The sequence below is a fragment of the Kandleria vitulina DSM 20405 genome (genome assembly GCF_000702065.1).
GTDB classification, from domain to species: domain Bacteria; phylum Bacillota_I; class Bacilli_A; order Erysipelotrichales; family Coprobacillaceae; genus Kandleria; species Kandleria vitulina.
This window is the reverse complement of sequence record NZ_JNKN01000016.1, coordinates 19,391-44,989: the sequence shown is the minus strand read 5'-3', so window position 1 is coordinate 44,989 and position 25,599 is coordinate 19,391. Positions and strand designations below refer to the sequence as shown.

Annotated in this window: 27 protein-coding genes; 5 read left to right on the top strand and 22 right to left on the bottom strand. The window is 36.2% G+C overall.

What is annotated here, in order from left to right; genetic code table 11:
- The first annotated feature begins 2 nt into the window (after positions 1–2).
- The gene (locus T513_RS12565) at positions 3–161 is read left to right on the top strand and encodes a transposase (RefSeq protein WP_338010440.1); all 159 of its coding nucleotides are present in this window, start codon (positions 3–5) and stop codon (positions 159–161) included.
- A gap of 189 nt (positions 162–350) precedes the next feature.
- On the opposite strand, the gene T513_RS0105520 is transcribed toward T513_RS12565, so the two are convergent.
- The 15 genes from T513_RS0105520 to T513_RS0105450 form a co-directional block, all read right to left on the bottom strand.
- Entirely contained in the window at positions 351–785 is a 435-nt protein-coding gene (locus tag T513_RS0105520; protein ID WP_029072793.1) for an LURP-one-related family protein, read from the bottom strand.
- 44 nt (positions 786–829) lie between these two features.
- On the bottom strand, positions 830–2,260 hold the full coding sequence (glgA, locus tag T513_RS0105515; RefSeq protein ID WP_031589318.1) for a glycogen synthase GlgA: 1,431 nt from the start codon (positions 2,258–2,260) through the stop codon (positions 830–832).
- Positions 2,260–3,369 (bottom strand): glucose-1-phosphate adenylyltransferase subunit GlgD, encoded by a 1,110-nt coding sequence (gene glgD, locus T513_RS0105510; protein ID WP_029071212.1) that lies wholly within the window; start codon positions 3,367–3,369, stop codon positions 2,260–2,262. Before glgD ends, glgA begins: the two co-directional genes overlap by 1 nt.
- 5 nt (positions 3,370–3,374) lie before the next feature.
- Complete coding sequence (locus T513_RS0105505; RefSeq protein ID WP_029071211.1) at positions 3,375–4,505, bottom strand: glucose-1-phosphate adenylyltransferase; 1,131 nt, start codon at positions 4,503–4,505, stop codon at positions 3,375–3,377.
- A gap of 141 nt (positions 4,506–4,646) precedes the next feature.
- Positions 4,647–5,849, bottom strand: coding sequence for a bifunctional folylpolyglutamate synthase/dihydrofolate synthase (locus T513_RS0105500; RefSeq protein WP_029071210.1), 1,203 nt, complete (start codon positions 5,847–5,849; stop codon positions 4,647–4,649).
- Entirely contained in the window at positions 5,849–6,502 is a 654-nt protein-coding gene (locus T513_RS0105495) for a uracil-DNA glycosylase (RefSeq protein ID WP_031589316.1), read from the bottom strand. Before T513_RS0105495 ends, T513_RS0105500 begins: the two co-directional genes overlap by 1 nt.
- On the bottom strand, positions 6,489–7,322 hold the full coding sequence (locus T513_RS0105490; RefSeq protein ID WP_029071208.1) for a Cof-type HAD-IIB family hydrolase: 834 nt from the start codon (positions 7,320–7,322) through the stop codon (positions 6,489–6,491). Before T513_RS0105490 ends, T513_RS0105495 begins: the two co-directional genes overlap by 14 nt.
- Positions 7,323–7,333: 11 nt before the next feature.
- Positions 7,334–8,140 (bottom strand): Cof-type HAD-IIB family hydrolase, encoded by an 807-nt coding sequence (locus tag T513_RS0105485; protein WP_031589315.1) that lies wholly within the window; start codon positions 8,138–8,140, stop codon positions 7,334–7,336.
- Entirely contained in the window at positions 8,133–8,912 is a 780-nt protein-coding gene (locus tag T513_RS0105480) for an alpha/beta hydrolase (protein ID WP_051654404.1), read from the bottom strand. Before T513_RS0105480 ends, T513_RS0105485 begins: the two co-directional genes overlap by 8 nt.
- 35 nt (positions 8,913–8,947) lie before the next feature.
- The gene (locus tag T513_RS0105475) at positions 8,948–9,250 is read right to left on the bottom strand and encodes an FtsB family cell division protein (RefSeq protein WP_031589312.1); all 303 of its coding nucleotides are present in this window, start codon (positions 9,248–9,250) and stop codon (positions 8,948–8,950) included.
- Between the two features lie 53 nt (positions 9,251–9,303).
- Positions 9,304–9,567 carry an RNA-binding S4 domain-containing protein gene (locus T513_RS0105470; RefSeq protein ID WP_029071204.1) on the bottom strand — a complete coding sequence of 88 codons (264 nt, stop codon included), beginning with the start codon at positions 9,565–9,567 and terminating at the stop codon, positions 9,304–9,306.
- A gap of 86 nt (positions 9,568–9,653) precedes the next feature.
- Complete coding sequence (locus tag T513_RS0105465; protein WP_029071203.1) at positions 9,654–11,291, bottom strand: putative manganese-dependent inorganic diphosphatase; 1,638 nt, start codon at positions 11,289–11,291, stop codon at positions 9,654–9,656.
- A 9-nt stretch (positions 11,292–11,300) separates the two neighbouring features.
- Positions 11,301–11,960, bottom strand: a complete 660-nt coding sequence (locus tag T513_RS0105460) for a helix-turn-helix transcriptional regulator (protein ID WP_029071202.1) — start codon at positions 11,958–11,960, stop codon at positions 11,301–11,303.
- A 100-nt stretch (positions 11,961–12,060) separates the two neighbouring features.
- A complete protein-coding gene (gltA, locus tag T513_RS0105455; protein WP_031589311.1) occupies positions 12,061–13,455 on the bottom strand; it encodes an NADPH-dependent glutamate synthase in 1,395 nt (464 codons plus the stop codon).
- Between the two features lies 1 nt (position 13,456).
- Positions 13,457–14,308, bottom strand: a complete 852-nt coding sequence (locus tag T513_RS0105450) for a sulfide/dihydroorotate dehydrogenase-like FAD/NAD-binding protein (protein ID WP_031589310.1) — start codon at positions 14,306–14,308, stop codon at positions 13,457–13,459.
- 118 nt (positions 14,309–14,426) lie between these two features.
- On the opposite strand from T513_RS0105450, the gene T513_RS0105445 reads away from it, so the two are divergent.
- The 3 genes from T513_RS0105445 (at position 14,427) to T513_RS0105435 (ending at position 16,913) form a co-directional block, all read left to right on the top strand.
- Complete coding sequence (locus tag T513_RS0105445; protein WP_029071199.1) at positions 14,427–15,215, top strand: Cof-type HAD-IIB family hydrolase; 789 nt, start codon at positions 14,427–14,429, stop codon at positions 15,213–15,215.
- Between the two features lie 123 nt (positions 15,216–15,338).
- Positions 15,339–16,640: a fibronectin type III domain-containing protein gene (locus tag T513_RS11740; RefSeq protein ID WP_031589309.1), complete on the top strand. Its 1,302-nt coding sequence runs from the start codon at positions 15,339–15,341 to the stop codon at positions 16,638–16,640.
- 12 nt (positions 16,641–16,652) lie between these two features.
- Positions 16,653–16,913 carry a hypothetical protein gene (locus T513_RS0105435; protein WP_029071197.1) on the top strand — a complete coding sequence of 87 codons (261 nt, stop codon included), beginning with the start codon at positions 16,653–16,655 and terminating at the stop codon, positions 16,911–16,913.
- Positions 16,914–16,925: 12 nt separating this feature from the next.
- Here T513_RS0105435 and T513_RS0105430 read toward each other — a convergent pair whose 3' ends face one another.
- The 4 genes from T513_RS0105430 to T513_RS12355 form a co-directional block, all read right to left on the bottom strand.
- Entirely contained in the window at positions 16,926–17,567 is a 642-nt protein-coding gene (locus tag T513_RS0105430) for an HAD-IA family hydrolase (protein WP_031589308.1), read from the bottom strand.
- Between the two features lie 230 nt (positions 17,568–17,797).
- Positions 17,798–19,450, bottom strand: a complete 1,653-nt coding sequence (locus tag T513_RS0105425) for a hypothetical protein (protein WP_202961736.1) — start codon at positions 19,448–19,450, stop codon at positions 17,798–17,800.
- The gene (tnpA, locus tag T513_RS0105420) at positions 19,401–19,814 is read right to left on the bottom strand and encodes an IS200/IS605 family transposase (protein ID WP_031589306.1); all 414 of its coding nucleotides are present in this window, start codon (positions 19,812–19,814) and stop codon (positions 19,401–19,403) included. Before tnpA ends, T513_RS0105425 begins: the two co-directional genes overlap by 50 nt.
- Before the next feature lie 18 nt (positions 19,815–19,832).
- Positions 19,833–19,988, bottom strand: a complete 156-nt coding sequence (locus T513_RS12355) for a hypothetical protein (RefSeq protein WP_164474015.1) — start codon at positions 19,986–19,988, stop codon at positions 19,833–19,835.
- A 297-nt stretch (positions 19,989–20,285) separates the two neighbouring features.
- Between T513_RS12355 and T513_RS11735 the strand changes: the two genes are divergently transcribed.
- A complete protein-coding gene (locus tag T513_RS11735) occupies positions 20,286–22,724 on the top strand; it encodes a YfhO family protein (RefSeq protein WP_051654403.1) in 2,439 nt (812 codons plus the stop codon).
- Here T513_RS11735 and T513_RS0105405 read toward each other — a convergent pair.
- The 3 genes from T513_RS0105405 to T513_RS0105395 are packed head-to-tail and all read right to left on the bottom strand — an operon-like array spanning position 22,719 to position 25,591.
- The gene (locus T513_RS0105405; protein WP_029073030.1) at positions 22,719–23,456 is read right to left on the bottom strand and encodes an NAD-dependent protein deacylase; all 738 of its coding nucleotides are present in this window, start codon (positions 23,454–23,456) and stop codon (positions 22,719–22,721) included. The genes T513_RS11735 and T513_RS0105405 overlap by 6 nt on opposite strands.
- Before the next feature lie 3 nt (positions 23,457–23,459).
- Positions 23,460–24,656, bottom strand: coding sequence for a ribokinase (locus T513_RS0105400; protein ID WP_080703119.1), 1,197 nt, complete (start codon positions 24,654–24,656; stop codon positions 23,460–23,462).
- Positions 24,657–24,709: 53 nt separating this feature from the next.
- On the bottom strand, positions 24,710–25,591 hold the full coding sequence (locus T513_RS0105395; protein ID WP_031589301.1) for a DUF1002 domain-containing protein: 882 nt from the start codon (positions 25,589–25,591) through the stop codon (positions 24,710–24,712).
- Positions 25,592–25,599 lie beyond the last annotated feature (8 nt).

Genomic DNA, 25,599 nt, shown 5'->3' with positions numbered 1-25,599 from the left:
GAATCATCAAGCAGGACTACGGATATGACAGATTACGACGAAGAGGCAATTCCAATGTATCTTTTGAGATATTCATGATCGCAATCGGATTCAATATCAGGAAATATCACAATATGATTCGTAAAAGAAAGCCGAGCGAAGAAAGCATGAAGTGCTGCTAGAACAGTTGTTCACATACTGAAAAACGTTATTCACAGCTATATAGGGATATTGCGCCCAAAAATGGGGGCTTTTTTATGTCTAAATGCCCGTAAACAGATTTTATCTGGCTGTAGGGAGTCAAAAAAAGAAAAAAGAGCTGGTCCAGCTCAGTGATTATCCATAAATCACTTTACTGGGTCAGCCCCTTTTTATCTTAAACTTTTTAATGCTTCAATACCTAATACAAAAGTAATGACATCCAAATCATCAGTATTGATGATAATACGATTATTCACAACTTCGTAGTGACCAACGCACTGCCCTGCTTTCATGATATCGTAGTTGGAATCAAGAAAGTCTCCTCGAACATATAATCCATGAAACAAGAAGTCATATTTTTCAAAACGCAAACTAAAGACTCTTTTCATGACACCTATCTCTTTATCTTCTTCTGAAATCTTAAAAGCAGGCAACCAGGAGGAAATGGTGTCTGAGAGGACACGTTTTCCTTCACTTGATGAAATGGTCATCACATGTCCTATCGAGAGCTTACATGATACTTCAAATACTTGATTGCCATCTTCATCACAGATCACAAAATGATCTGGCCACGTTAATATATGGTCATCATAATAGTACTTCATATTAATCCTTTCATGAAAAGACAGGGCCATAAGCCCTGTCTTTATTAGTATAACAATGATTCAAAGACTCTTAGATATTCATCTGATGACTGATCCCAGTCAAGTTTAGAAGCCATAGCTCTTTGTACAATGCCATCCCACATATCTCTGTGTTCATTATAGATACGAAGTGCATAATCAATGATCTGCATCATTTCGTGGGCATTATAGTTTGTAAAGCTAAAGCCTGTACCTGTCTGATCATATTCATTAAATGATTCAACAGAATCTTTAAGTCCTCCTGTCTCACGTACAATTGGTACTGAGCCATAACGCAATGCCATCATCTGTGATAAACCACATGGTTCAAATAGTGAAGGCATCAGGAAGATATCTGAAGAGGCATAGATACGCTGTGCCAATCCAGCATCATATTTTAGATTAAGAGAGAACTTTTCATTATGGTAGCCAGCAAAACCTTTGAGTGGTTCTTCATACTTCGCATCACCTGCACCAAGTACGACAACCTGTACATCTCTATTCATTAGTTCTTCGAACTGATTGATGATAAGGTCAAGCCCTTTTTGCCATGTTAATCTTGTAACAATACCGATAAGCGGTATATCAGGATTTTCTGGTAGACCTACTTCTCTTTGAAGAGCCATCTTGTTTTCTCTCTTCTTCTCTTTTACATCAGTCGCATCAAAGTTGAATGCGATATCTGGATCTGTTGCAGGATTAATTAAGTCATAATCAATTCCATTCAAGATACCATAAAGATCGTGTCTTCTCATAGAAAGAATGCTCTGTAATCCTTCTCCATAAGCATCTGTCAATATTTCGTTGGCATATGTAGGAGAAACAGTTGTTACTGCATCAGCATATACAATAGCTGCTTTCATCATATTCATGCAGCCATCATTTCTGACATTTCCATTGTAGTAAAGATAATTATCTAAACCAAACAGATCCTGCAATAGCGATGGATCACATTTTCCCTGGTAGGCAATATTGTGAATTGTGAAAGTCACCTTTACGCCACCATAGAAATTGTAATAACAATATTTTTCTTTATAAAGCGGTGCAATCATGGCAGCCTGCCAATCATGCAATGAAAGAATATCTGGCATAATATCCAGACGAGATAAACATTCCAATACAGCAAAGTCATAGAATGCAAATCTTTCATTATCGTCATCATAACCATAAAGTCCTGGTCTCTTGAAATACTGTTCATTATCTACAAAGAAATAAGTAACACCATCTACCACAGCCTTGAAAACACCACAATAGCAACGTCTCCATCCGACCCATAAGTAGAAGTTTGTCACATACTCTAAACGATCAGACATTTTCAAGTCTGCGTACTTTGGTAAAATAACATAACATTCATGACCTTTTTGAGCTAAAGATTTTGGCAATGATCCAATGACATCCGCAAGACCTCCTGATTTAATGAAGGGCTGAGCTTCCCCAGCAGCGAATACAATTCTCATTAAACAACGTCTCCTTCTTTTACATACAGTGGTTCATCTGCAGATCCTTTTAATTCCTTAATCTTCTTAATACGTGCATCCTTATCTACAATGACATTTTCAAGCACTGCATCAGCTTCAACTTTAGCACCAGAGAAGATAATACTGTTCTTAACAACAGCACCTTTGCCAATTGAAACTTCACGTCCAATGATACATCCTGAAACAGTACCATCAATAACAGCACCATTAGCTACAAATGAATTCTGAACATCTGCATTCTTTAAATACTTTGTTGGTGGTGTATCATTTGTATTTGTAAAGATTGGCCAGTTATTCTTAAATACTTTTGTAGAAACATCAATATTCAAGAAACTCTGACATACTTTAAAGTAAGCTTCAAATGAATCAATGATTGCAGCGAACCCTTTAAATTCATATGCATTGATTTTCTTTTCATCCAATACATAAGATAAGATATCTCTTAAATCAAAGAATGTCGATACTTTTTGTGCTTCCTTCAACAATTTAATTAATGCTTTCGTATTGAAGATATAAGTTTCCAAAGAAATAGCGCGATTCTTAATATTTCCTTTATTCTTATCAATTGCCTGTACAACACCATCTTTAACTTTTAAGAAATCAGAACCAATGAATGTTTCATTCGCATTCTTGATTTTCTTATAGACAATAGAAATTTCAGCACCAGATTGACGATGTGCCTTGATAGCTTCACTAAAGTCCATTGTTGTAATGATATGGGCAGGAGAGATTACTACATAATCAGGCTTATTTTTTTCGATGAAAGCGATATTTTCAAGAATATTATTAATATCGTGGTTGTACATATTATTATTTGCAAACTTTTCATCGTATAAAAGCTGCACACCACCACGTTTAGAGTTAAAGTTCCATGCATTGCCATTGCTTAAATGTTTAAACAATGATCTAGGTTTCTCTTTAATCAAGATCCCTACATTATCAATCTGTGAATTAGAGAAGTTAGAAAGCACGAAATCAATAATTCCATAACGACCTAGGAAGCTAACAGAGGCTACAGGTCTTCTTTCAGTCAATCCCTTTAAATCAACGTTTGAATGTAAATTGACAAGTCCTACTACTTTTGCCATCTTGCTTACCCCCTATCATTGTTGCTGACAAGAGCAACTTCCTTTGCTTCTTTATTAATCACTTGACCAGCTTTAATGATCACATTTTCATCGATGATTGCCTTATACACTTCAGCACCTTCCTCGACAAGAACACCTGGCATCAAGACAGAATCAACAACTTTTGCAGTGGCTCCAACACTTACATTATTGAAAAGAACTGATCCTTCTACTTCACCATCAACCATACATCCCTGAGTAACAAGAGTATTCTTGATTTTAGCATCTAGACCAATAAGCTGTGGTTTAGCTAAAGTATCTTCAGAATAGATTTTCCAATCTTTCTTGATATTATAAAGATCTAATTCTGTATCATGCAATAAGTCCATGTTTGCCTGCCATAATGATTCAACAGTTCCAACGTCCTTCCAGTAACCCTTGAATTCATATGCAAATAGTTTTTTGTTATCCGCAAGCATAGCTGGAATAATATCCATACCAAAGTCATGATGTGAATCTTTCTTCTTCGCATCTGCCTTCAAATATTTTCTTAACTGTTTGTAAGTAAAGATATAGATCCCCATTGAAGCTAATGTAGATTTAGGCTTCTCAGGCTTTTCTTCGAATTCATAGATTGAAAGGTCATCATTAGTATTCATAATACCAAAACGACTTGCTTCCTTCATTGATACATTAAGTACCGCAACAGTTAAGTCAGCACCTTTTTCCTTATGTGCCGCTAACATTTCATCATAATCCATCTTGTAAATATGATCCCCAGATAAGATCAATACATATTCTGGATCATAGGCATCCAAGAATTCAATGTTCTGTGCAATGGCATCAGCTGTACCAGCGTACCATGTAGCACCAACTTCGTCTCTCTCACGAGCTGGTAAAATTGCAGCAGCACTGCTATTGCCATCTAATCCCCATTTCGTTCCAACACCAACATATGAACCTAATTCAACTGATTCATACTGTGTCAAAACACCGACTACATCAATCCCTGAGTTGGCACAGTTACTCAAAGGAAAGTCGATAATACGATATTTTCCGCCAAAATGAACGGCTGGTTTTGCAACTTTTGCTGTTAAGGCTTTTAATCTAGAGCCACGGCCTCCAGCAAGAATCATTGCAACTAATTCTTTTCCCATTTTTCATTCCTCCTGTTTACTTGAAATCGCTTACCTACTATTTCATTTTATCACAATATAAAATGATATGATAGGTTCATTTTTCATATTATTAATATTTATTACAAATGTAACCTTAATGAAAAAAGAACTAGATTAACTCTAGTTCTCCTTTAGAAAAGCTCTTACCTGAGAAATAAAATGCAGTGATCCGGTCACAAATACAATTTCGTATTTTTCTTGTGCACTTTCAAGGGCCACTTTAAAATCATCTATATATGAAACATTTTCATCTGTTTCTAATTGACTTAAGTCCACGATACGTTCATCTTCAAATGAAGTCATGATTAAAGGCAAGCCTAGTTCTTCAAGCTTTGAAACCATCAATGCTGCCTGCTCTTGTCGAAGTGTTGCATACACAATACACGCCTTTTTATCCTTGTAGAATTTCAATGTTTTCATCAAGGCATCAATTGCTGGCATATTATGTGCACCATCAATAATGAAAGTGTGTCCATCACGTTCTATTGTTTCAAAACGACCTGACCAGATGGTGTTCTCTACCGCTGATACAGTCGCTTCAGGATCCACACGAATAAGCTGATTGACTATCGTTAAAGCCAATCTTGCGTTTGTTACCTGATAGGCAGCCTGATTCTTTAAAGTAAACTCCATATCACGATAAACAAAATAGAATGGATAACCAGAAATCTCATATTCTGGCACAACGATCATACGGGCATCCATCGCATCACATTGTTCCTGTAATCTCGCTAAAACAGTACCTGAGATTTCAGATGTGATAAAGAGCTGACCAGGCTTAATAATTCCCATCTTCTCATTGATAATATCATAAAGAGAAGGACCGATTGTATCCATATGATCCAATCCGATATTGGTAATAACAGAGATAATTGGATCAATGACATTGGTCTTATCATGTTCTCCCCCAATACCGCATTCAATGATACGATAATCTAATTCTTGATCTTGAAAATAAGCAAGACATATCATCGTATCAATTTCAAACATCGACATATCTTCTTTTTCAATTACATCATAGTATTTATTAATATACTTGAGTAAATCTTCATCACTGATTGGCTCATTATCAATACAGATGCGATCATTGTGTTTCTTTAGGTAAGGAGAAGTAAATGTCCCTACACGATACCCATTAGCATTGAGAATAGCACGCAGATAATTGACCGTTGATCCCTTCCCGTTTGTTCCCGCAACATGAATCATATTATGCTGTTTCATATTAATTTCTAAAGAGCGTAAAGTATCTCTAAATTGATCAACAGTTCTTTTATTTCTTTTTGACTCGATGTATGCCACAGCGTCTTTAATATTATCAAACATTACTCTATCCTCCAGTCAATCGGTTCAACCTGTATTGATTCTAAAAATGCATTAGCACGTGAGAATGGCCTAGAACCAAAGAAACCACGCGAAGCGCTTAGCGGTGAGGGATGAGCACTCTTGATTACACAATGACGTGAATCAATCATGCCTGCTTTATTTTGGGCCTGTCTTCCCCATAAGATAAAAACCAAAGGTTTTTCTCTTTCATTCATCTTTTCAATAATATGGTCAGTAAAAATCTCCCAGCCTTTTCCCTTATGAGCATTAGCTTTTCCTTCTTCTACTGTCAATACAGTATTAATAAGAAGCACTCCTTGTTTAGCCCATGGTGTTAAATCACCAGAATGGGGTTCTGGAATGCCAACATCCTGCATAGCTTCCTTATAGATATTTCTTAGTGAAGGTGGAATCTTCACTTCCTTGCTTACACTAAAAGCCAAGCCGTTTGCCTGATGCAGTTCATGATAGGGATCCTGCCCAATAATCACGACCTTTATATCTTCATAATCAGCATAGCGAAAAGCACTGTATATTTCATTGCGTGGTGGAAAGATGGTCTTTTCTTCATACTCACGATCAACGAATGCTTTAAGTGTCTTAAAATAAGACTGCTGAGATTCTTCATTAATAATTTTTTCAAATGTTCTCATGATAAATATATTTACGAATTAATTCCGCAATAACTCCTTCATTGTTATCGGCTATCGTTACATAATCACAGATATCCTTGACTTCATCCACCGCATTTTGTGCAGCTACTGACAATCCCGCCGCCTTCAGCATGGCTAAGTCGTTATAATTATCACCCACAGCTATCGTCTCTTCAATAGAAACATTTAACTTTTCCGCAAGTTCTCTAAGACCGCTACCTTTATCTACACCTTTGGCATTGAATTCCATATAGCGGTTTGAAGAATAGCTTATTTCACAATATCCTTTTGTAATGGGCATAATTTCATTTTCTAATGATTTAAGATAATCTACATTCACATTCTGAAATAGAATTTTGGCAATTTTTTCATTTTTTAAAAATTCGACACTATTCTCTTTAGGATAGACTTCTCCAAGCTTCTGTTTAGTTAAACGTTCCTTTTCATCTTCACTTAAATTGTAGACATAAAGGGTCGTATCAGTATAAACGTGAATACAGACATCCTTAGTTAATCCGAAGGTAAAAATTTCTTTCATCTTATCAAAAGAAAGCCCCCTCCAGGAAATCATTCTATTATCTTTATTTTCAGTAATGGCACCACCATTAAAAGAAAGTGTATATTCATCTTTAGCATCATAAATGCCCAGCTGTTTTAATTCCGGTACAATCTGACAGAATCCTCTTCCTGTCGCTGCCACAAATCGCACGCCATAATCTTTTCTGGCTTTACGAATCCATTTTAAGTTTTCTTCGGGAACTACATGATCATCATTAAGTAATGTTTCATCTAGATCCATCGCTACCAACTTGTATGCCATACACATTCTCCTTAAATAAATTTTTCTAATACTTCCTTGACTGCGCCATCCCCGTAATCATGTTGACAGATATAATCAGAAATAGCCTTAATATCATCATTGCTGCTAGAAACACAAGCACCAATACCAGCACATTCAAGCATTGTGACATCATTGTAATTGTCACCAATCGCAATGGTATCTTTAATATCTATATGGAGATAATCAGCCAGCCATCTTAGTCCTTCTCCCTTATTAACCCCTTCGCTAGTACATTCCATATAGCGATTAGAAGAAAATGAGAGTTCTACTCCTTCTACAAGGGGAGCAACTTCATCTCTTAATTGCTTTAGATAATCCATATCATCTTTTACAAGAAGAATCTTCGCAATCTTCTTGTCCTTAAAACGTGTAAAATCATCATCTTCGATGATGGTATAAGCTGCCTTCTGAGCAATTTTTCTTTGTATTTCACTTTCAATAGGATGAATAAGAAAACAATGATCAATAGTAAACAAGATAATACAAAGACCCCTTCTTATTCCTTCTCTATGAATAATCTCTGCTTTCTTATAATCCAGTGGATGAAAATGAAGAATTCTTTTATTCTTATTCTCCATCACCAATCCTCCGTTAAAGCAGATAGAATATTCTTCTTTTTGATCATAAGTAGAAAGATCACGAAGAATATCATCAATCATCATCTGACTTCTTCCTGTACAGACTACAAACTTAACACCTTTTTCTCTAGCCTTCTGTACAGCCTTCTGATTAAATTCTGGAACACGGTGATTGACTATCAATGTTTCATCTAAATCTGATAAGACCAGCTTATACATGATGATCCTCCTCAAATAAAAAATGCATAAAGAGCGGCACACGCTTGCGCCAAGCTTCTTCATTATGAGTCGTATGCGTAAAGAAATGATACTCGAAGTTTCCTTCCTTATTCTTAAGCTGTGCTCTAATTGCATCTTGTGATTCAATATAAATCTGACTCATTTGACTATCTTCATGTCCTTCTTCATCACCACAATCAAAATAGAAAGAAGATGAAGAAAGATCAGCTCTTTTTAGTAAGCGCTTAAATTCATGAGGATAAATAAAGAAGGCTGTTGAAAGAGCTGCCCCTTTCTTAAAAACCTTCGGATAAGCAAAGCAGGCATAGGCAGTAATGACGCCTCCCATCGAAGAACCTACCATTGCACAATCATGCTTAATAGTAGGATAGTTATCATCAATAAATGGCTTTAATTCATTAATGATCCATTTCACATAGTCATCTCCCTGACCGCCTGTCTTCTCTTCTATATGCAATTTTTTTCTAATAGAACGCTTCACTTTCCATGGACCATATTCATCCATACGTCCTATTTCATCAAAAACACAGTCAATGGCGACCATGATACAGCAATCCCCATGTTCTTTTACATAATCATAAAATCCCCATGATACTCCCATGTATGAATTATCATCAAAAAAAGCATTCTGACCATCGTTAATATAAAGAACCGGATAACGCTTTTCTTCACTCGCATCATCAGGAACATAGATGGTAATATTTTTTACTCTGTTATATTTAGAAAACCTATACGACACATTTGTAAACATAATAAGCTCCCTTACGAAAAGAAATAAGCCAACGCTTATTTCTTATGATTCTTCTCTGGCAGAATGACCGCTTTTTCATCACCTTCAGTAAAGATGTAATGATCTCGCGCATACTTGACAACATAGTCATCGTCATCAAGATTCTTGACCTCAGTTTCAAGCGACTGCCTTTCTTTTTTCAATTTCTTCTCTGTTACTAGCAGATGATTATAACTTGCCTGCTTATCCCAGATTGTCTTTATTCTAGAAAAAACTGTAAACACGCACATAAAAGCAATAAAAAACAATAATACTGTCCATATCAGGTTATACACAGCAACTTTTTTCTTAGCAGACATAAACAATCACCTCTTATTTATTATATCACTAAAGATTATGAATACAAAGAATGTTATTCATAGGGGATCTTTATTTCTTCAATAATCTCATATAGATCGCCAGATTCATCTTTTAATACATGATTCTTTAATTCCTTGACACGTACTTTCAAGATTGATCGTCCAAAGGCAATTTCTATTTCATCATTGATCTTTAATTTCGTAGATGGCTTAGCCATCTTCCCATTAACCTTAACACGCTCTGCTTCCGCAATTTCTTTAGATAGCGTCCTTCTTTTGATAATACGGGACACCTTTAAAAATTTATCTAATCGCATATAATTCTCCCTTACGTACTATAAAATATAGCATGTCTTGTGAAAAAAAGAAAGTTGACAATCTTTGTGATTGTCAACTTTAATCATTATCCAATAGCATTTGTGATTGCAGGTACAACCTGTTTCTTTCTAGAAACAACGCCTGGCAAGTTAGCCTGAGAATCTACTAAATGACAATTGAATGCCTTTTCTACATATTCTGGCTTATCTCCTGCAACAAAGACTTCACTTGTCGCATTGATAACGTCAGTAAGCAATAACATAGCGAAATCAAATTCATTTTCTTCACAAACTTTTTCCATATAAGCAAGCATATCTTTCTTATATGAAGCAAATCCTTCAATATCCATTGTGTTAACCTGAGCAACACCAACTTTAGCATCACCGATATTGAATTTCTTGTAATCCTGGTTAAAGATTTCTTCTACTGACTTACCAACTAGAGAAGTACCAGCCTTGAACATATCCATACCAAATTCAACTGGATCAACACCAGCAATCTTAGCTAATCGATAAGCTGTCTTCTTATCATATGGTGTACATGTTGGACTTCTGAATAACAATGAATCAGAAATGATAGCTCCAAGCATCAATCCAGCGATATCAGCAGGGATATCTACACCTTCTTCATCAAACATCTTTGTGATGATTGTACATGTACATCCTAGAGGTTCTGCTCTGTAATATACTGGTCCCACTGTCTGGAAGTCAGCGATTCTATGATGATCGATAACTTCAAGAATTTCAGCTTCTTCAATACCATCTACAGCTTGACCTCTTTCATTGTGGTCAACCTGAATGATCTTCTTACGATCACCGTTGATTAATGCATAACGAGAAATTGTACCCACTACTTTACCGTTAAGATCAACAACAGGATAGCTTCTATATCTTGTCTTGCTCATAACTTCTCTTAAAGATTCAACAGTGTCATCAGTTGAGAATACTGTTAATCCGCCCTTTTGCATAACATATTCTACTGGAATTGACTGAATGATCTGCTGAGATGTTACAAACGTATTGTATGGTGTGCTGATAACAGAAACACCACGTTCACGACAGTATGATAAATCTTCTTCATCAATATCAAACTGACCAGTTAAGATGATTAATCCAACTTTAGTATCCGCTAAATGACGGATCATTTCTTTTCTATCTCCACCAATAACAGCAACATCATTTTCTTCAATATAGTTCATTGCGCCATTAGTTGTCATAGAAACAATATGCACTGTTCCCTGAATTCTTCTTAAGTTTTCATTAAGATACAAAGCTTTAGCTGCTAATGTATCAACAACATTTTCAATTGGGGTATGAGCCTTCTTTAAAATGTCACTATCCCAGTCATCCATATATCCCTGAATGATATTTGTAGATGATAAAAGTCCTAATAATTTACCCTGATCATCCATAACAGGTGCTGATTTTAAATTTGTGGCTTTCATTAAAGACCAAGCTGTCTTTAATGTTAATTCTTTAGAGAATACAGTTACCTTATCATAATCCAAGTCTTCTACTTTCTGTTTAACAGATTTAAGAAGCATAGGAATATCCTTATTAAATCTTTTTAAGATATACTCTGTCTCTCTACTAATCTCTCCAAGTCTCACTGGCACAGCATTGTATTTCTTTGTCTTATTTAATAAATAAGAATAAGAAATAGCAGCACATACTGAGTCTGTATCAGGATTCTTGTGTCCACTTACATAAACAAGATCGCTCATAATTTCCTCCTACATTTTCTTTAAGTATCTATAGATCGTTGGTTCAGATACATCAAGCTTTTCGGCAACAAGTGCAATAGCACCTTTCACCTTAAATGTACCTTTTGCCTGTAAATACTTTACAACTCTAATCTTTTCATCAACTTTCAGTCTTTCCACCAAGACATAAGATGGAATACCCATTTCTGTTAGACATTCTTTAATATACTTATCGACCATTTCATCGAGTGGTGAGGAAAGAATTTCAATTGGGTTATCTCTTTTAAACTCAACTTTAGTCGTTTCCTTGATACCAAGAATCTTATAAAGTGTCGTCTGAATATATTCAAGATCTGAAATATTGACATTAATACAAAGCATGCCGATAGGCATTTCTCGTCCTTCTTCCCTAATGAAATAAGTTGCAGCTTTTAAGAGCTTTCCATCAGGTCCAGCGGTCTTATAGTTGACCACGTAATCATTATTTAAGTACTGTTTCGTTTCTAGGTAGTGAATAGAGAGATTGGAAAGCTTAGCACCGACAGTTCTGCCAGAAATATGTCCGTTAGCTAATGCTACGACTTCCTGTTCAGGAGATGTCAAATCATGCAAAGCAATCTCAACATTATCACCAAGTGCTTCCCCTAAAAAATCTACAATGGCTTCATAGGGTTTCAATAGACTGTACATTTTCCATACCTCCTACTACTTTGTAGCCCAATTTTATCATGATAATAAAGAAATGAAAAGGAAATAAAAAAAGAAGAGCACATCTGTACTCTTCTAAATCTTATTTCTTAGATAATTTTTCATCAATAGCCTGTGCAGCTTTCTTACCAGCACCCATTGCTAAAATGACAGTTGCAGCACCAGTTACCGCATCTCCACCAGCATACACATTTTCACGGCTTGTTTCATTTGTTTCTTCATTAACAATGATTCCGCCCCATTTCTGTGTATCTAATCCAGGTGTAGTTTGTCTGATTAATGGGTTAGGTGACTGACCGATAGCTACAATGAATGTACCTGTTTCAATTTCAAAAGTCTTTCCTTCTACAGGAACAGGTCTTCTTCTTCCTGATTCATCAGGTTCACCAAGTTCCATTTCCTGGCATACTAAGGATTTAACCCATCCATCTTCACCTTTGACTTCAATAGGGTTAGTCAAGAACTTAAAGATGATGCCCTCTTCTTTAGCATGATGAATCTCTTCTTTTCTAGCAGGTGCTTCTTCTTCACTACGACGATAAACGATATAGACATTTTCAGCTCCTAAACGTTTAGCAGTACGAGCAGCATCCATTGCCACGTTACCGGCACCAACAACACAAACAGTATTTGTGACTTTTACTGGTGTAGGACGATCTGGGAACATGTAGCCTTTCATTAAATTGACACGAGTTAAGAATTCATTAGCTGAGTAAACGCCATTAAGGTTTTCACCAGGAATGCCCTGGAAACGTGGAAGACCAGCTCCAGAACCTACGAAGATAGCATCAAAACCTTCTTCTTCCAATTCATCTACAGTAATTGTACGTCCAACAACGACATTTGTTTCAAAATCTACACCCATATCAGCGACAGTATCAATTTCATACTGTACTAATGCTTTAGGTAAACGGAATTCTGGAATACCGTATGAAAGAACTCCTCCTGTCTTATGAAGAGCTTCAAATACTTTTACATCATAACCACGTTTTGCAAGTTCACCAGCACAAGAAATACCTGATGGACCTGATCCAACAACAGCAACCTTCTTGCCATTTTTGACAATCTTGCTTTCATCCTTTTTACCATGATCACGATGATAATCAGCTACGAATCTTTCAAGACGTCCGATTGCAACTGATTCAGAACCTTTAGCACGTCCACGTACACACTTACCTTCACACTGATTTTCCTGTGGGCAGACACGTCCACAAATAGCAGGTAATGCATTTTCTTCTGTGATAATATCAAAAGCTTTATCAAAGTCACCTTTAGCAACTTCCTGAATAAAACGAGGAATTGGAACATTAACTGGACATCCATCCATACAGAATGGTTTCTTACAGTTTAAACAACGAGTTGCTTCTTCCATTGCCATTTCTTTAGTATATCCAAGAGCGACTTCTTCAAAGTTCTTATTTCTAACCTGAGGATCCTGTTCAGGCATTTTTACTTTTTCTTTAGACATATTTGGCATATTACTCCACTCCCCTCATTAAGTTGCAGATACGATCAGCATTTTCATTGACATGATGTTCTTCTTCCTTAAACATTCTCTGTCTTGCCATAAGTTCATCAAAATCAACAGTTAATCCATCAAAGTCAGGACCATCTACACAAGCAAACTTAATCTTTCCATCAACAGTAACACGGCAGCATCCGCACATACCAGTACCATCAACCATAATTGGGTTAAGTGAAACTGAAGTTGGGATATTATAAGGTTTAGTGACTCTTACAACATTCTTCATCATGATAACAGGGCCAATGGCGATAACTTCATCAAATTTTTCACCATCATCAATTAACTTCTGAAGTACATCAGTAACAAATCCCTTTGTACCTACTTCTCCATTATCAGTGGCAATGTAGACATGGTCACAGAATTTTTCAAATTTTTCTGCCCATAATACATATTGTTTTTCTCTACCACCAATAATAACATCAACATTACATCCCATTTCAGCAAGTTTTTTTAGCTGTGGATAAACAGGGGCACTACCAATCCCACCAGCAACACCAATAACATGCTTATGTTCAGGATTTAATTTTGTTGGTACACCTAAAGGTCCAACAAAGTCTGTAAAGCAATCTCCTTCTTCTAATTTTAACATCTGTTTTGTAGAAAAGCCGACAGCCTGTACTACAATAGTTACTGTTCCTTTTTCTGGATCATAATCACCAATAGTAAGAGGAATACGTTCTCCATCTTCTCCTACACGAGCAATAATAAACTGCCCTGGTTCACATTTTTTTGCAACCAAAGGTGCATAAACGTCCATCTCAAAGGCAGCATCGTTCAATATTACTTTTCTTTTCACTTCGTACATATTCGCTACACTCCTTTATAGCTTTTTATTTTATCACAATACAAAAATGTAAACAATTGCATTTAGCAACGAATCGTTTTATGATGTAAAATAATAAAATGAAAAAAAGGAGCACTTTATGGATAAAAAAATCGTATTTTTTGATGTTGATGGAACAATCTCAACAGAAGACACATTTACAATTCCTGAAAGCACAAAGGTAGCTATGAAGAAATCAAGAGAAAACGGACATCTTCTCTTTATCAATACTGGACGTACTTACTGCAGTATTGAAAAGCAGATCCGTGAACTTGATGTAGATGGCTTTATTTGTGGATGTGGCACAAACATCTTCTATCATGGAGAAGAAGTCTTCCATCATGAAATAGATGATGAACTAAGAAGAAAAATAGTAGACCTCTCAATTGCTACTGACGTAGAAAATGTTCTAGAAGGAAAAGAAGGGACATGGTATCCTCACAATCTAAGAGATCCACAAAATATCAACTTCCGCAATCGCTATAAGAGCCAGGGCTTCCCAGTCTATGAATATGACAAAGGAGACTATGTTCCATTTGATAAGATGGCCCTTTGGTATTATCCAGAAAGTGATATTGATACATTCAAGAACGCCTTCAAGAATGACCTCGAATTTATTCAGCGCGCTGATAATTTTATAGAAAATATTCCTTTAGGATATTCAAAAGCCACAGGAATCAAGAAAATCATCGATATGCTTGATATCCCATGGGAAAACACTATTTCTATCGGTGATTCAACAAATGATTTAGCCATGCTAGAATACACAAAAGAAAGCATTGCCATGGGAAATAGCAATCCTGTCATTTTTGATCATGTTACTTATAAAACAACTGATATCAATGATGATGGCGTCTACAACGCTCTCAAACATTTCGAACTTTTCTAAAACTGCATAATCTGCAGTTTTTTTGCATTTTTTGACTATGAAAATTGGTTGACGGCGAAAGGTGTTATAGAGTATTATAAAGCTTGTATGTTAAGAATTTCTTAAGAATTGGAAGGAGAAACTATGAAAAGACAGCTTATCGCAGTCGGCTTAGCGATCCTCTTAGGATTGGGCGGTTTCACATTTATTCCAGAAATCGTAAGTGCCACTAACCTTGGTGACTCGAATGTTTTTTTAACACAGCAGACATCAGTAACCTGTACGCTTGCATCTGCAACGATGGCAGTACGTCGTAAAGCTCTTCTCGCTGAAGATCCTCAATGGTCATCCATCACTGAAGAATCAATGAGAAAAATTGGATGGGGCGCAGGTCTTTCTCATAAATTTACATATCGTACTTCTCGTTATGCCTACACAATCACACATAAGAACTTTGATATGAACTCTGGCATGACAATGGCGCAAAAGAAAGAGAAGGTCATCAGCCTTCTTAATCAGCACCCTGAAGGATTAGCAATCTATGCAAGAGATGGCTACAATGGATTCCATCAGGGTAATCACTGTATCTTGCTGACACGCTATGAAGACGGTGTCTTCTACTGTGGCGATCCTGCCAGCAAGAAGACTAAGAAAGAAATGCCAATCAAGTATGCTCGAAAAGTTACAATCCAGAACTTTGCAAGCTACTGGTATGTATCTCATGTAGAGGATCTTAAAAATAAAGGCAAGACAAATCTTATTAATGCCTATGCTACATTAAATGATGCTTCATACATCTACGATGGTACTGAAAAGAGACCTACTGCTACAATCATGTATAAAGATAAGATCCTTACAGAAGGTCAGGATTACACTCTTGAATATGAAGGAGATCGTATCAAGGCAGGAAACTACAAGATTATCATTCACGGTATCAATAATTACTGTGGAAAGATTACGAAATCTTTTAAGATCAAGAACCGTGATATCAACAATGCGGATGTCACTCTATCTTCTACTAAGTTCAAATACGATGGCAATCTACAGACACCGGGTGCTTTAGTAAGATATGATCGTGAAATCTTGCATATTGGCGCTAACTACAATGTTGAATATGAAGACAGTGTTGATATTGGAAAATACGCTGTTACAATCTATGGGACAAATGATTATGATGGAGAAAAGAAGATTGTCTACTATGTTCTTCCTGATAAAGTAAGCAATCTTTCCATTTCAAACAATACTGTATCATTCAGTAAAGTAGCTGGATCCCCATCTTATGAAATCGCCTATAAAAAATCTGGTGAAGATAATTGGCAGACTAAAAAGACTGATGATTTATCTTACACATTAACTGTTCCCGGAGATTATCAGATCAAAGTAAGAGCCTATAAAAATGATGCATATGGTTCTTATTCAAAAACTATTACAGCACATATTGCATAAAGAGAGATTATCATGAAGAAAAAAGTACAAGTTTCACATTACTATGATGAACAGGATAACGATTATTACATGATCGAATGCTATTACGATGACTTCTTCTGTTATGTCATCGATTATAGCAATATCGGTAATGGTCATTATGATGTAGAAACAATCTATAATCATATTGCCTATGATGTACCACATCATGCCTTACCTATTGGTCTTGGCTATTCTGACAATATGTACATTGTAGATTATGCCTACTATCTTGATTTTCATCCAATCAAATAGAAAAGAAGCTGCTTATTGGCAGCTTCTTTTTATGTCTCTATAAAGTTCATCTGGGCTATGAGCAATCATAATTGCCCCTTCTTTAATAAGGTCTTCATTCTTGCCAAATCCCCAGGATACACCGATAGTCGGTATTTCGAAATGATTGGCTCCTTTTACATCATAGACTGTATCACCAATCATCACTGACTGATGAGTATCCACTTGCTCTAAAAGATAGGCAATCACCTGCGATTTTGTTTCTCTGCTATGATCAAATGAGGCACCGCATATTAAATCAAAATAATGATCAATCTGGAAATGCTTCATGATTTCAATCGCTGTTCTTTCTGGCTTTGATGTTGCTACAAAAAGATGATAACCATCATTCTTTAATTTCTTTAACATATCTTCAATACCATCAAAAGGTCTATTTTCAAATTTACCGACGGTATTATATCTACTTCTAAATACTGAAATTGCTTCTTCTACTTTTTCTTTTGGTACCCCGAATTTAGGGAATGTATCCTGAAGAGGTGGACCAATAAACACTTTAAGCTGCTCAGTTGTATATTGCGGCATACCGAAATGTGTTAAGGCCAGCTGTGCACACTTAGTAATGCCTTCACTTGAATCTGTTAATGTACCATCTAAATCAAATAATACTGATTTCATATTCTTTCTCCTTTTACAAATAGATAGTCTGACTGCTCCCATGGGCAAGCCCGTGGGGTTCTGATTGCCAAGTGTAGCTTGTAATCGTACACCATTTTCAGGCTTTGGAGTTACAAGTGTAAATCTGTTTGAATCAGGACTTTCATTACCAAGCAGTCCAACGACCACATTAGCGGTAAATTTCTGCCTTGCGGCAAGGAAGTACAGTCAATCTCCCTGATGATAAATTGTTAAGCAATCTTTATTCCACTGTTCAGTATTTTAATTTTATTTGTTTTAATCCATGTAATTAGACCTTTTTCTTTGCTGTAGCATCTTTCAAATTCTGCATTGCATTTGTCTTTGTCTATATCCTCAGTTCTGAAATCGTAGCAGTAAAGCAGAAATGATGAATACCAGTCTCTTTGTACTTCAGTACCATCCAAAAGTTTATACAATCTGTCAGACATTTTCTTTTTGATGTAATCATCAGCCGTATGGTCGTACTGGCTTGCCCTGTAATTATTAGGAACCTCTATGTATGTACCACCCGTGGCCTTGAATTTCCTTTCTACCGCAGTCTGGAATCCAGAAGGACATCTGTTCTTTATGGATTTTCCAAAGCGCTTTTTCTTGTTGAATTTACCTTTACTATTTTTAGTAGTCTCCTTAGCCCTCTTCATCAGCTTGCCTGCATTTTTAGGCTCTGTCACAAATACGTCTCCGAGACTTCGTAAGTGGTTGGCATCTTCGTTTATTGCAAGCTGCCTGTTGACTGCGTTGATACGGCACAATTCAGAGTGCTTAGCTTTCAGCTTCTTATAATGATTTGAATATTTCCAGGTCTTACGGCCTTTCCTGATCGTGCCATCATCGTTATAATTCTGTGGATTCGTTGCCCGTCTCGATCTGTCCATGGCGCGGTAAAGGAGTCGTTCCTTTCTCTCGGATGTCTGAATGCTGTTGCCACGCTCCGAAAGATTCTTTAAGCCAACCTCGGTATTTGATGTATATGCAACCGTCTGCGTTCCGATATCAGCGCCTATCGTGCCATTGCCGTATATGTGACGGGGATTACCGTGCTTGTCATATTTAGGCATCGCTTTTCCTTCGATGGTCAGATGTAGATACAGTCTGTATTTGCCTCTTATCAGCTTGGGGACAAGGGTGGCATAGCATGGTCTGTATGTATCAATGCAATATGCGTCTTCTACAAATCTATAGACTGCTTTATCATCTATCATTTCAGAGTCAGCATGATAAGATAGAACTGCGTCCACTTCATCTTGTTGAAATCTATCATTAATTTGTATTCCAAAGATATTCTTGCCGATTCTGAACTGCAGCTTGTCACCCTTGACAGAGATAGGAATGCCGCGATTTATCTGTTTTGCTCTTATACAGGGTAACTCCCCATACTTTGAAAAATGGATCATTTTGCCGTTATCGTAAAGGCATTTCTTGATACCACGCCATACATCCTCAGCTTTGGTGAGGGCGAATATGGCATCTATGCCATATTTCTTGCCTATCGGAATCATGGACTTTCTGCAAAAATTCCATGTGACGTTGTATTCAGACTGCATTTCATTAAGCTGTTTTGCCAAAACCCTACGTTTATCTTTGTCTTGAGTATTGCCATATAATTTAAGCAGTTTACGGTATCTTTTCGTACGCAGTAACTGGTCATAATTCTTTCTCATAAGCCCGACAAGTTCATTTCCTGCTTTGCGTATCTTATCAGAAAGAGTGACAATCTTTAAGACATCAGAATAAGGCATATCGGTTTCGACAACCAAGATATGCCTATCAGAAAGTTTATGAAATTGCTTCAAGGTTTTCTTGTATTCTTCATCAGTCATGGTTTTTCTGTTCCTCGATATATTTCTTAACTGTAGCTTCACTTATATGTCCTGCCGTTGATACAAAATATCCCCTTGACCATAATGCTCCACGACGGGAGTAAAACTGCTTCACCTGCGGGAAAGCCTTAAACATTTCAACAGCACTGATGCTTTTAAGCGTCCTTGCTATATCACAGGGAGCAACTGTCTGCGAGCAATCCACGAATATATGTATATGGTCTGGCATCACTTCCAATGCTTTGATTTCATATCCGTATTGATCGCAGATGCCAGCAAGGATGTTTTTTAGTTTATCGTCAGCGCCTTTCTGCAAGACAGAGAATCTGAACTTAGGGCACCAGATGATATGATACTGCGTCAGATATTTACAATGCGAAGCACTATGATATTGTTCCTCGCTCACTGTCTTTTCTCCTAATTGCTATTTTTCCTGAATCCCTCTGCGCATCAGGTCAAGAAATGTAATGGTTTCACCTTCCTCGACAGAATAGATGCGCGCAAGGTTCTCAAGCTGGGTCTTCCATTCAGACGGAATAGAAATATTGATTTGTACGTTATTGCTTTTAGAACGTGCCATTGTTTATAATCCCTTCATGCTTTCATCATGATGCGTTGTTATTGTGAAAGGTATTGTCTTATATGATTCATGCATGTTTATATCCTCATAAGCTGAAACTTTTATTGATTTATACATAAATTATAAATCAAGTCTATGTATATGTCGAGTAGCATAAATGTAGTCTTACATAAAAAAGCGGCTTTCATCCCACAGGCAAGCCTGTGGGTTTTACGCCGCAATTTATAACATAGTTTCTCTTTTTATAACATTTTGTTGATGATATAATATGACCAGTTTTACAAAGGGGTATTTATTATGAAAAAAACTCACATCACATTACTTTCAGGATGCCTTACATTCCTGATTCTCGCCTTTCTTTTCTACTTTGAACGATTTATTCCAGCTGGTACAAATTCATGTGTTATTCACGATGCCAAGCTTCAATATCTTGACTTTTTTTCATATTTTAAGGATCTATTAACTCACCATAATAATATCAGCTATTCCTTTAGCAAAGGGTTGGGTGGACCTATGATAGGTGTTTTCAGTTACTATCTAAGCAGTCCACTTAATCTTCTTGTCGTATTTTTTAAGAAATCTCAGCTTGTCAGTTTCTATCATCTTCTTGTCTTATTGAAGGTAACTCTTGCAAGCATCACCGCAAGTATCTTGCTTACGCATTATTATAAGTCAACAAGAAAGATCATCATTCCTTTATCGACTTGTTATGCTTTAGGACAATACAGCATTGCTCAAGCCAGCAACATATTGTGGCTAGATGGTGTCTACATGCTGCCATTGATGCTTTTAGGTGTCGCTTATCTTGTAAATGATAAAAAAGGTATTTTCCTATGTATTTCTACTGGATGTTCTATTCTTTTTAACTGGTATACCGGTGGTATCAACTGTTTGTTTTCTATCATGTTCTTTTTATACCTTTCTTTATTAAAAGAAGATATTCACCTTAAAAAATTTTTCTATTCATTAATACATTTTGGACTTTGTCTATTTACTGGTGTCTTATTGAGCAGTATTTTATTTCTTCCTACCATCGGTGCAATGACAAATTCTACCCGTGGTTCTCTTGAACTAAATCGACTCTTCCATTTAACACTCTACAATAATCCTCTAGAGACAATCACTGCCTCTCTACCAGGTGAAAGAAGTGTCTTGGGGCACGCTACTCTCTATTGCGGAACATTGCCGGCAATCGGGTGTGTAGGTGCTTTGCTGTCGGGCACATTCTCTAAGAGAAAAAGAATGATTACATTCATTTTCTTATTCACAGTTAATCTGTTATTCTATTTCCACCCTTTATATTTCATCTTTTCACTTCTTAAATATGTATCCTCATACTGGTATCGCTACTCTTATGTCGCTATCTTATCAGTTGTTTTCATCAGTGCTGATTACTATCTTCATGATAATTATAAAAAGAGCATTCACTATGCTTTTATTTATACTTTCATCTTATTTATATTAAGTACCATTTCACGTAGTTATACATCATCACTTTATATTTTTATTATTAGCATCTTTATCACGGCTATCTTATTAAGATTTCTTACTCATAAGAAAACAATTATTTGTCTTTCTATCTTCTTCTTGATAGAAACATCATACGGTGTATATCTTCAGTTAGATTACCATTCTACTCATGATTTAGCCAGCTTCCCTGCTTACCAGATCAACTATGAAAAACAGTGGGATAAACTTTCACGCTATGATAAGAGCTTATATCGTATTAATCAGAATTACTGCTTTAATCTTCAGTACAACACTATTCGTGCAAAATACAATGAAGGATTAGCTTTCCATCTTATGCCCGTTGCGACATACACATCATCTCCAGATGATAATACAAGAGAATTCTTGGATCATATTGGATATCGTTTAAATGGCGAAAACCTCAATGTTGTGAATGAAAGCATCCTTGCCTCAGACAGTCTTTTAGGAGTAAAGTATATTTCCTCGACAAGAGAACTTGCTTACTATAAGAAACTGCCTATTTCTTCTGGTGCATTCACGCTTTATGAAAACCCTTATGCTTTACCGTTATCATACTGCTATAAACCACATGCCCTTAAGAAAGCTGATCAGCCATTTGATTATCTAAATAATCTCTATCAGTCACTAACTGGCATCAAAAAGAATATTTATGAGCCTATTTCTTATACCTATAGACAATCAGCCTATAAGAAATCAGAATATGATTTAACACTTCCTCAGGGACATTATCTATACTATGGACATTTCCCAATCATCAAGCGTTATCGTGGTCTTCTTCAAATAGAAAACTACAAAACCAGATACGGTGGATGGCTATCCCCATCCCTCTTCCCTATTCCAGTCCAAAAGAAAAATGTTCATATAACTATTACTGGAAGAAAGAAGCTTCACAAGGGACAGTTCTATGCCTTAAATCTAGATGTCTTAAAAGAAATGACAGATTATCTAAAGAACAATAAGGTTTCTTCTCTTTCATTAAAAAATGGCGAAGTCCTTGTTAAACATAACAACACTCAAGATGAAAACATTCTTATCTCCATTCCTTATGATCAAGGATGGGATATCACCCTTAACAATAAAAAAGCCTCCTATACAAAATTAGGAGACTGCTTCTATTCTATTCCGGTTAAAAAAGGACATAATGTTATCAGGATGACATACCATGTCAAATATGCCAAATTGTCCATTATCACTACAATCATCGGATTGATCATCTTATATCTTATGTATAAAAAGAGCCTATAGGCTCTTTTCAATTTCTCCAAATACTTTTCCAATGCTATCATGGATCACAAGATCTGCTTTATAATCATAAGGCGTTTGATCACGATTGATCATCACTAAATGTTTTCCTTTAAAATAAGTAACAAGATTAGCTGCTGGATAGACACTTAATGATGTTCCGCCTACAATAAGACAATCTGCCTGCTTGATTAACCTAATAGCTTGAGTCCAGGCATCTTCAGGAAGAGCTTCTCCATACATTGTGACATCTGGTCTTATTAGCCCACCACACCCACAAATAGGAAGGCCCGAAGTGTTAAAGATATAATCAGAAGGATATGTCTTTCCACATCTTGAACAGTAATTATTAAGTGTTGAACCATGTATTTCCCATACCTTATGTGATCCTGCCTTTTGATGTAGACCATCAATATTCTGGGTAATAATGCCATCTAGTTTACCTTTCTTTTCCATCAGTGCTAAAACACTATGTGCCTTATTAGGCTTAATATTTCTGGTATCTAATTTTTGTCGATAATATTCAAAGAATACCTTGCTTTCATTGAACAAACAATCATGACTTAAAAGGTATTCTGGTGCATAGCCTTCAAACTGTACATCTTTAGTATTATATAAACCATCAGCACTACGGAAGTCCGGAATACCACTTTCAGTAGATACCCCAGCACCTCCAAAGAAGACTATATGTGAAGATGTCTTAATGATTTCTTCTAGTTGTTCATACTTATCCATAACTTAACCTCTTATAAGCTGATCAAGCTGATGAAGCACACCTTCTTGTAAAGCATGTGCCATAACTCCCGTATGTGTACGTTCTTCTCTAATATAATAAGTAATCATGGTAAGTGCTTCATTAACTGATAGGCTTTCTATTTCCTTATCTTTAATCATTTCATAATGCAATTTATAATCTTCATCTAAAAGATGATGCTTATAGAACTGATATGTCCACTCTTTTGTATTATCATAGAAAACAGGAATCTTCTTGAATGGACCTTGTTTCCATGTCACATCATGATCAGTCAAGCTGACAAGATTCTTGGTCTTTAATAAATAATAGCTGCTTAATACTTCATCACATTCAGGGATGGATTGTGCTGCTCCACTTTTTTGACATGTCATGCTTGAAGCAAGAGACGCAATACGCATTGCTTCAACAATAGAAAAACGTTCTCTCATCGCCAAATAATAGCCAATAAAGGTATCACCTGCTGCCGTTGTATCAACTACATCCGTATCATACGCGTCTACATGGAAACATTCTCCCTGATAAAGATGGTAGCTTCCCTTTTCTCCAACAGTCATAATGACTTCCTGATCATAGAACTGCTCTTTTAATCTTGAAAGAATATCATCTATATCTTCACTTGCCTCAACAAGTTCCATAGCTTCTATCTCATTTACAATAAGCGTATCTACTTTCTCTAATGGATAATCCTTTGCACTCTGATCCATCGGTGCAAGATTCAATACAATACGCATATGTCTAGCATGTGCTTCATGTATCAATTCTGAGAGATTGGATACTTCATTTTGAATTAACAAGAGATCATTAGCCCAGAAGTGCGATAGCACTTCTTTTATGTCTGAATGATCAATGCACGCATTCGCTCCCTGATAAATAATAATATTGTTTTGTCCATTGGCCACCTGGATAATCGCATGACCAGTAGGTTCTTCTTTATTCAATATATAATCACAATTAATATTATGCTTGCTTAAATATGAACGCAGGGCCTCTCCATCGTTTCCGATGGCTCCGGCATGATAGACATCCAACCCAGCCTTATGACAGGCGATACTCTGATTTAAACCTTTTCCACCATAATTAAGCTTATATCCTCTTGATTTTAATGTCTCTTCAGGCTTTACAAAATGATCAACATCATAGACATGATCATAATTCAATGAGCCAAAACATAGGACTCTCATTTTCTTCATCTCCTCATTCTTATTATAAAGAAAAACAAGTCTTGCGACTTGTTTTATTTAAAGAAATCTACAATCTTCTTAATAAATCCTTTAATCTTCTGACCAAGCTGTGAAAGGAATCCTCCATCTTCAGTAAGCTTGTTGGCATAATCTTTAATATTTTCATAAAGATCCTTAGCCTGCGTCTTAATTGTATCTACATCAAGATCCGCATTCTTAAGATTATCCATTAAATCAAGAATCTTGTCTTCAGTAGAAGAAGATAATGACACATTCATTTCCTTTTCAAGTTCCTTAAGCGCCTTCTGTCCATCTTCTCGCGTATAATCATCGCCCATTTCTGCGACTTTCTGTTTTAATGAAGCTACCATTTCAGCCGCATCTTTCTGATTTGTTTCTTTACCTAATTCCTGAGTAACCGCAATTTCATTGTTGGCAGCTTTTACTTTAACTTCATCAAGCTGTTTACCAGTCATGATTTCATAAGACTTAGTCGCTGCGACAAGAGCAGCAGTACCTGAAATTGAGAATGGTCCTGCAACTGTAAGCTTAACATCCTTAACACCTGCAGTAATTAACGCATTCTGATACATTGATTCACTACAGTAAGAAATGTTCTTAGTTGTAACTGAAATACCAGCATCCTTTTCAGCACTCTCCATAACTACTGAAGATAATGCACGCTTACCAATAACACTGCTTGATAAGTATTTTCCAAGATACTGATGTTCTTCACTGTTAGTAACATAGGAAACCTGATAATCATTAATATCATCAACTCCTAAATAATCAAGAACTTTCTTCTTTTCACTAGTAGTAAGGTCTTTTCCTAAGACAAGATATTTCTCGCTATCCGCAAAAACTTGTACACTCATTACCGGAATCATCATTGCACATGTTAATACACTTATAAGTAGATAACGTAATTTTTTCATTTTATTCC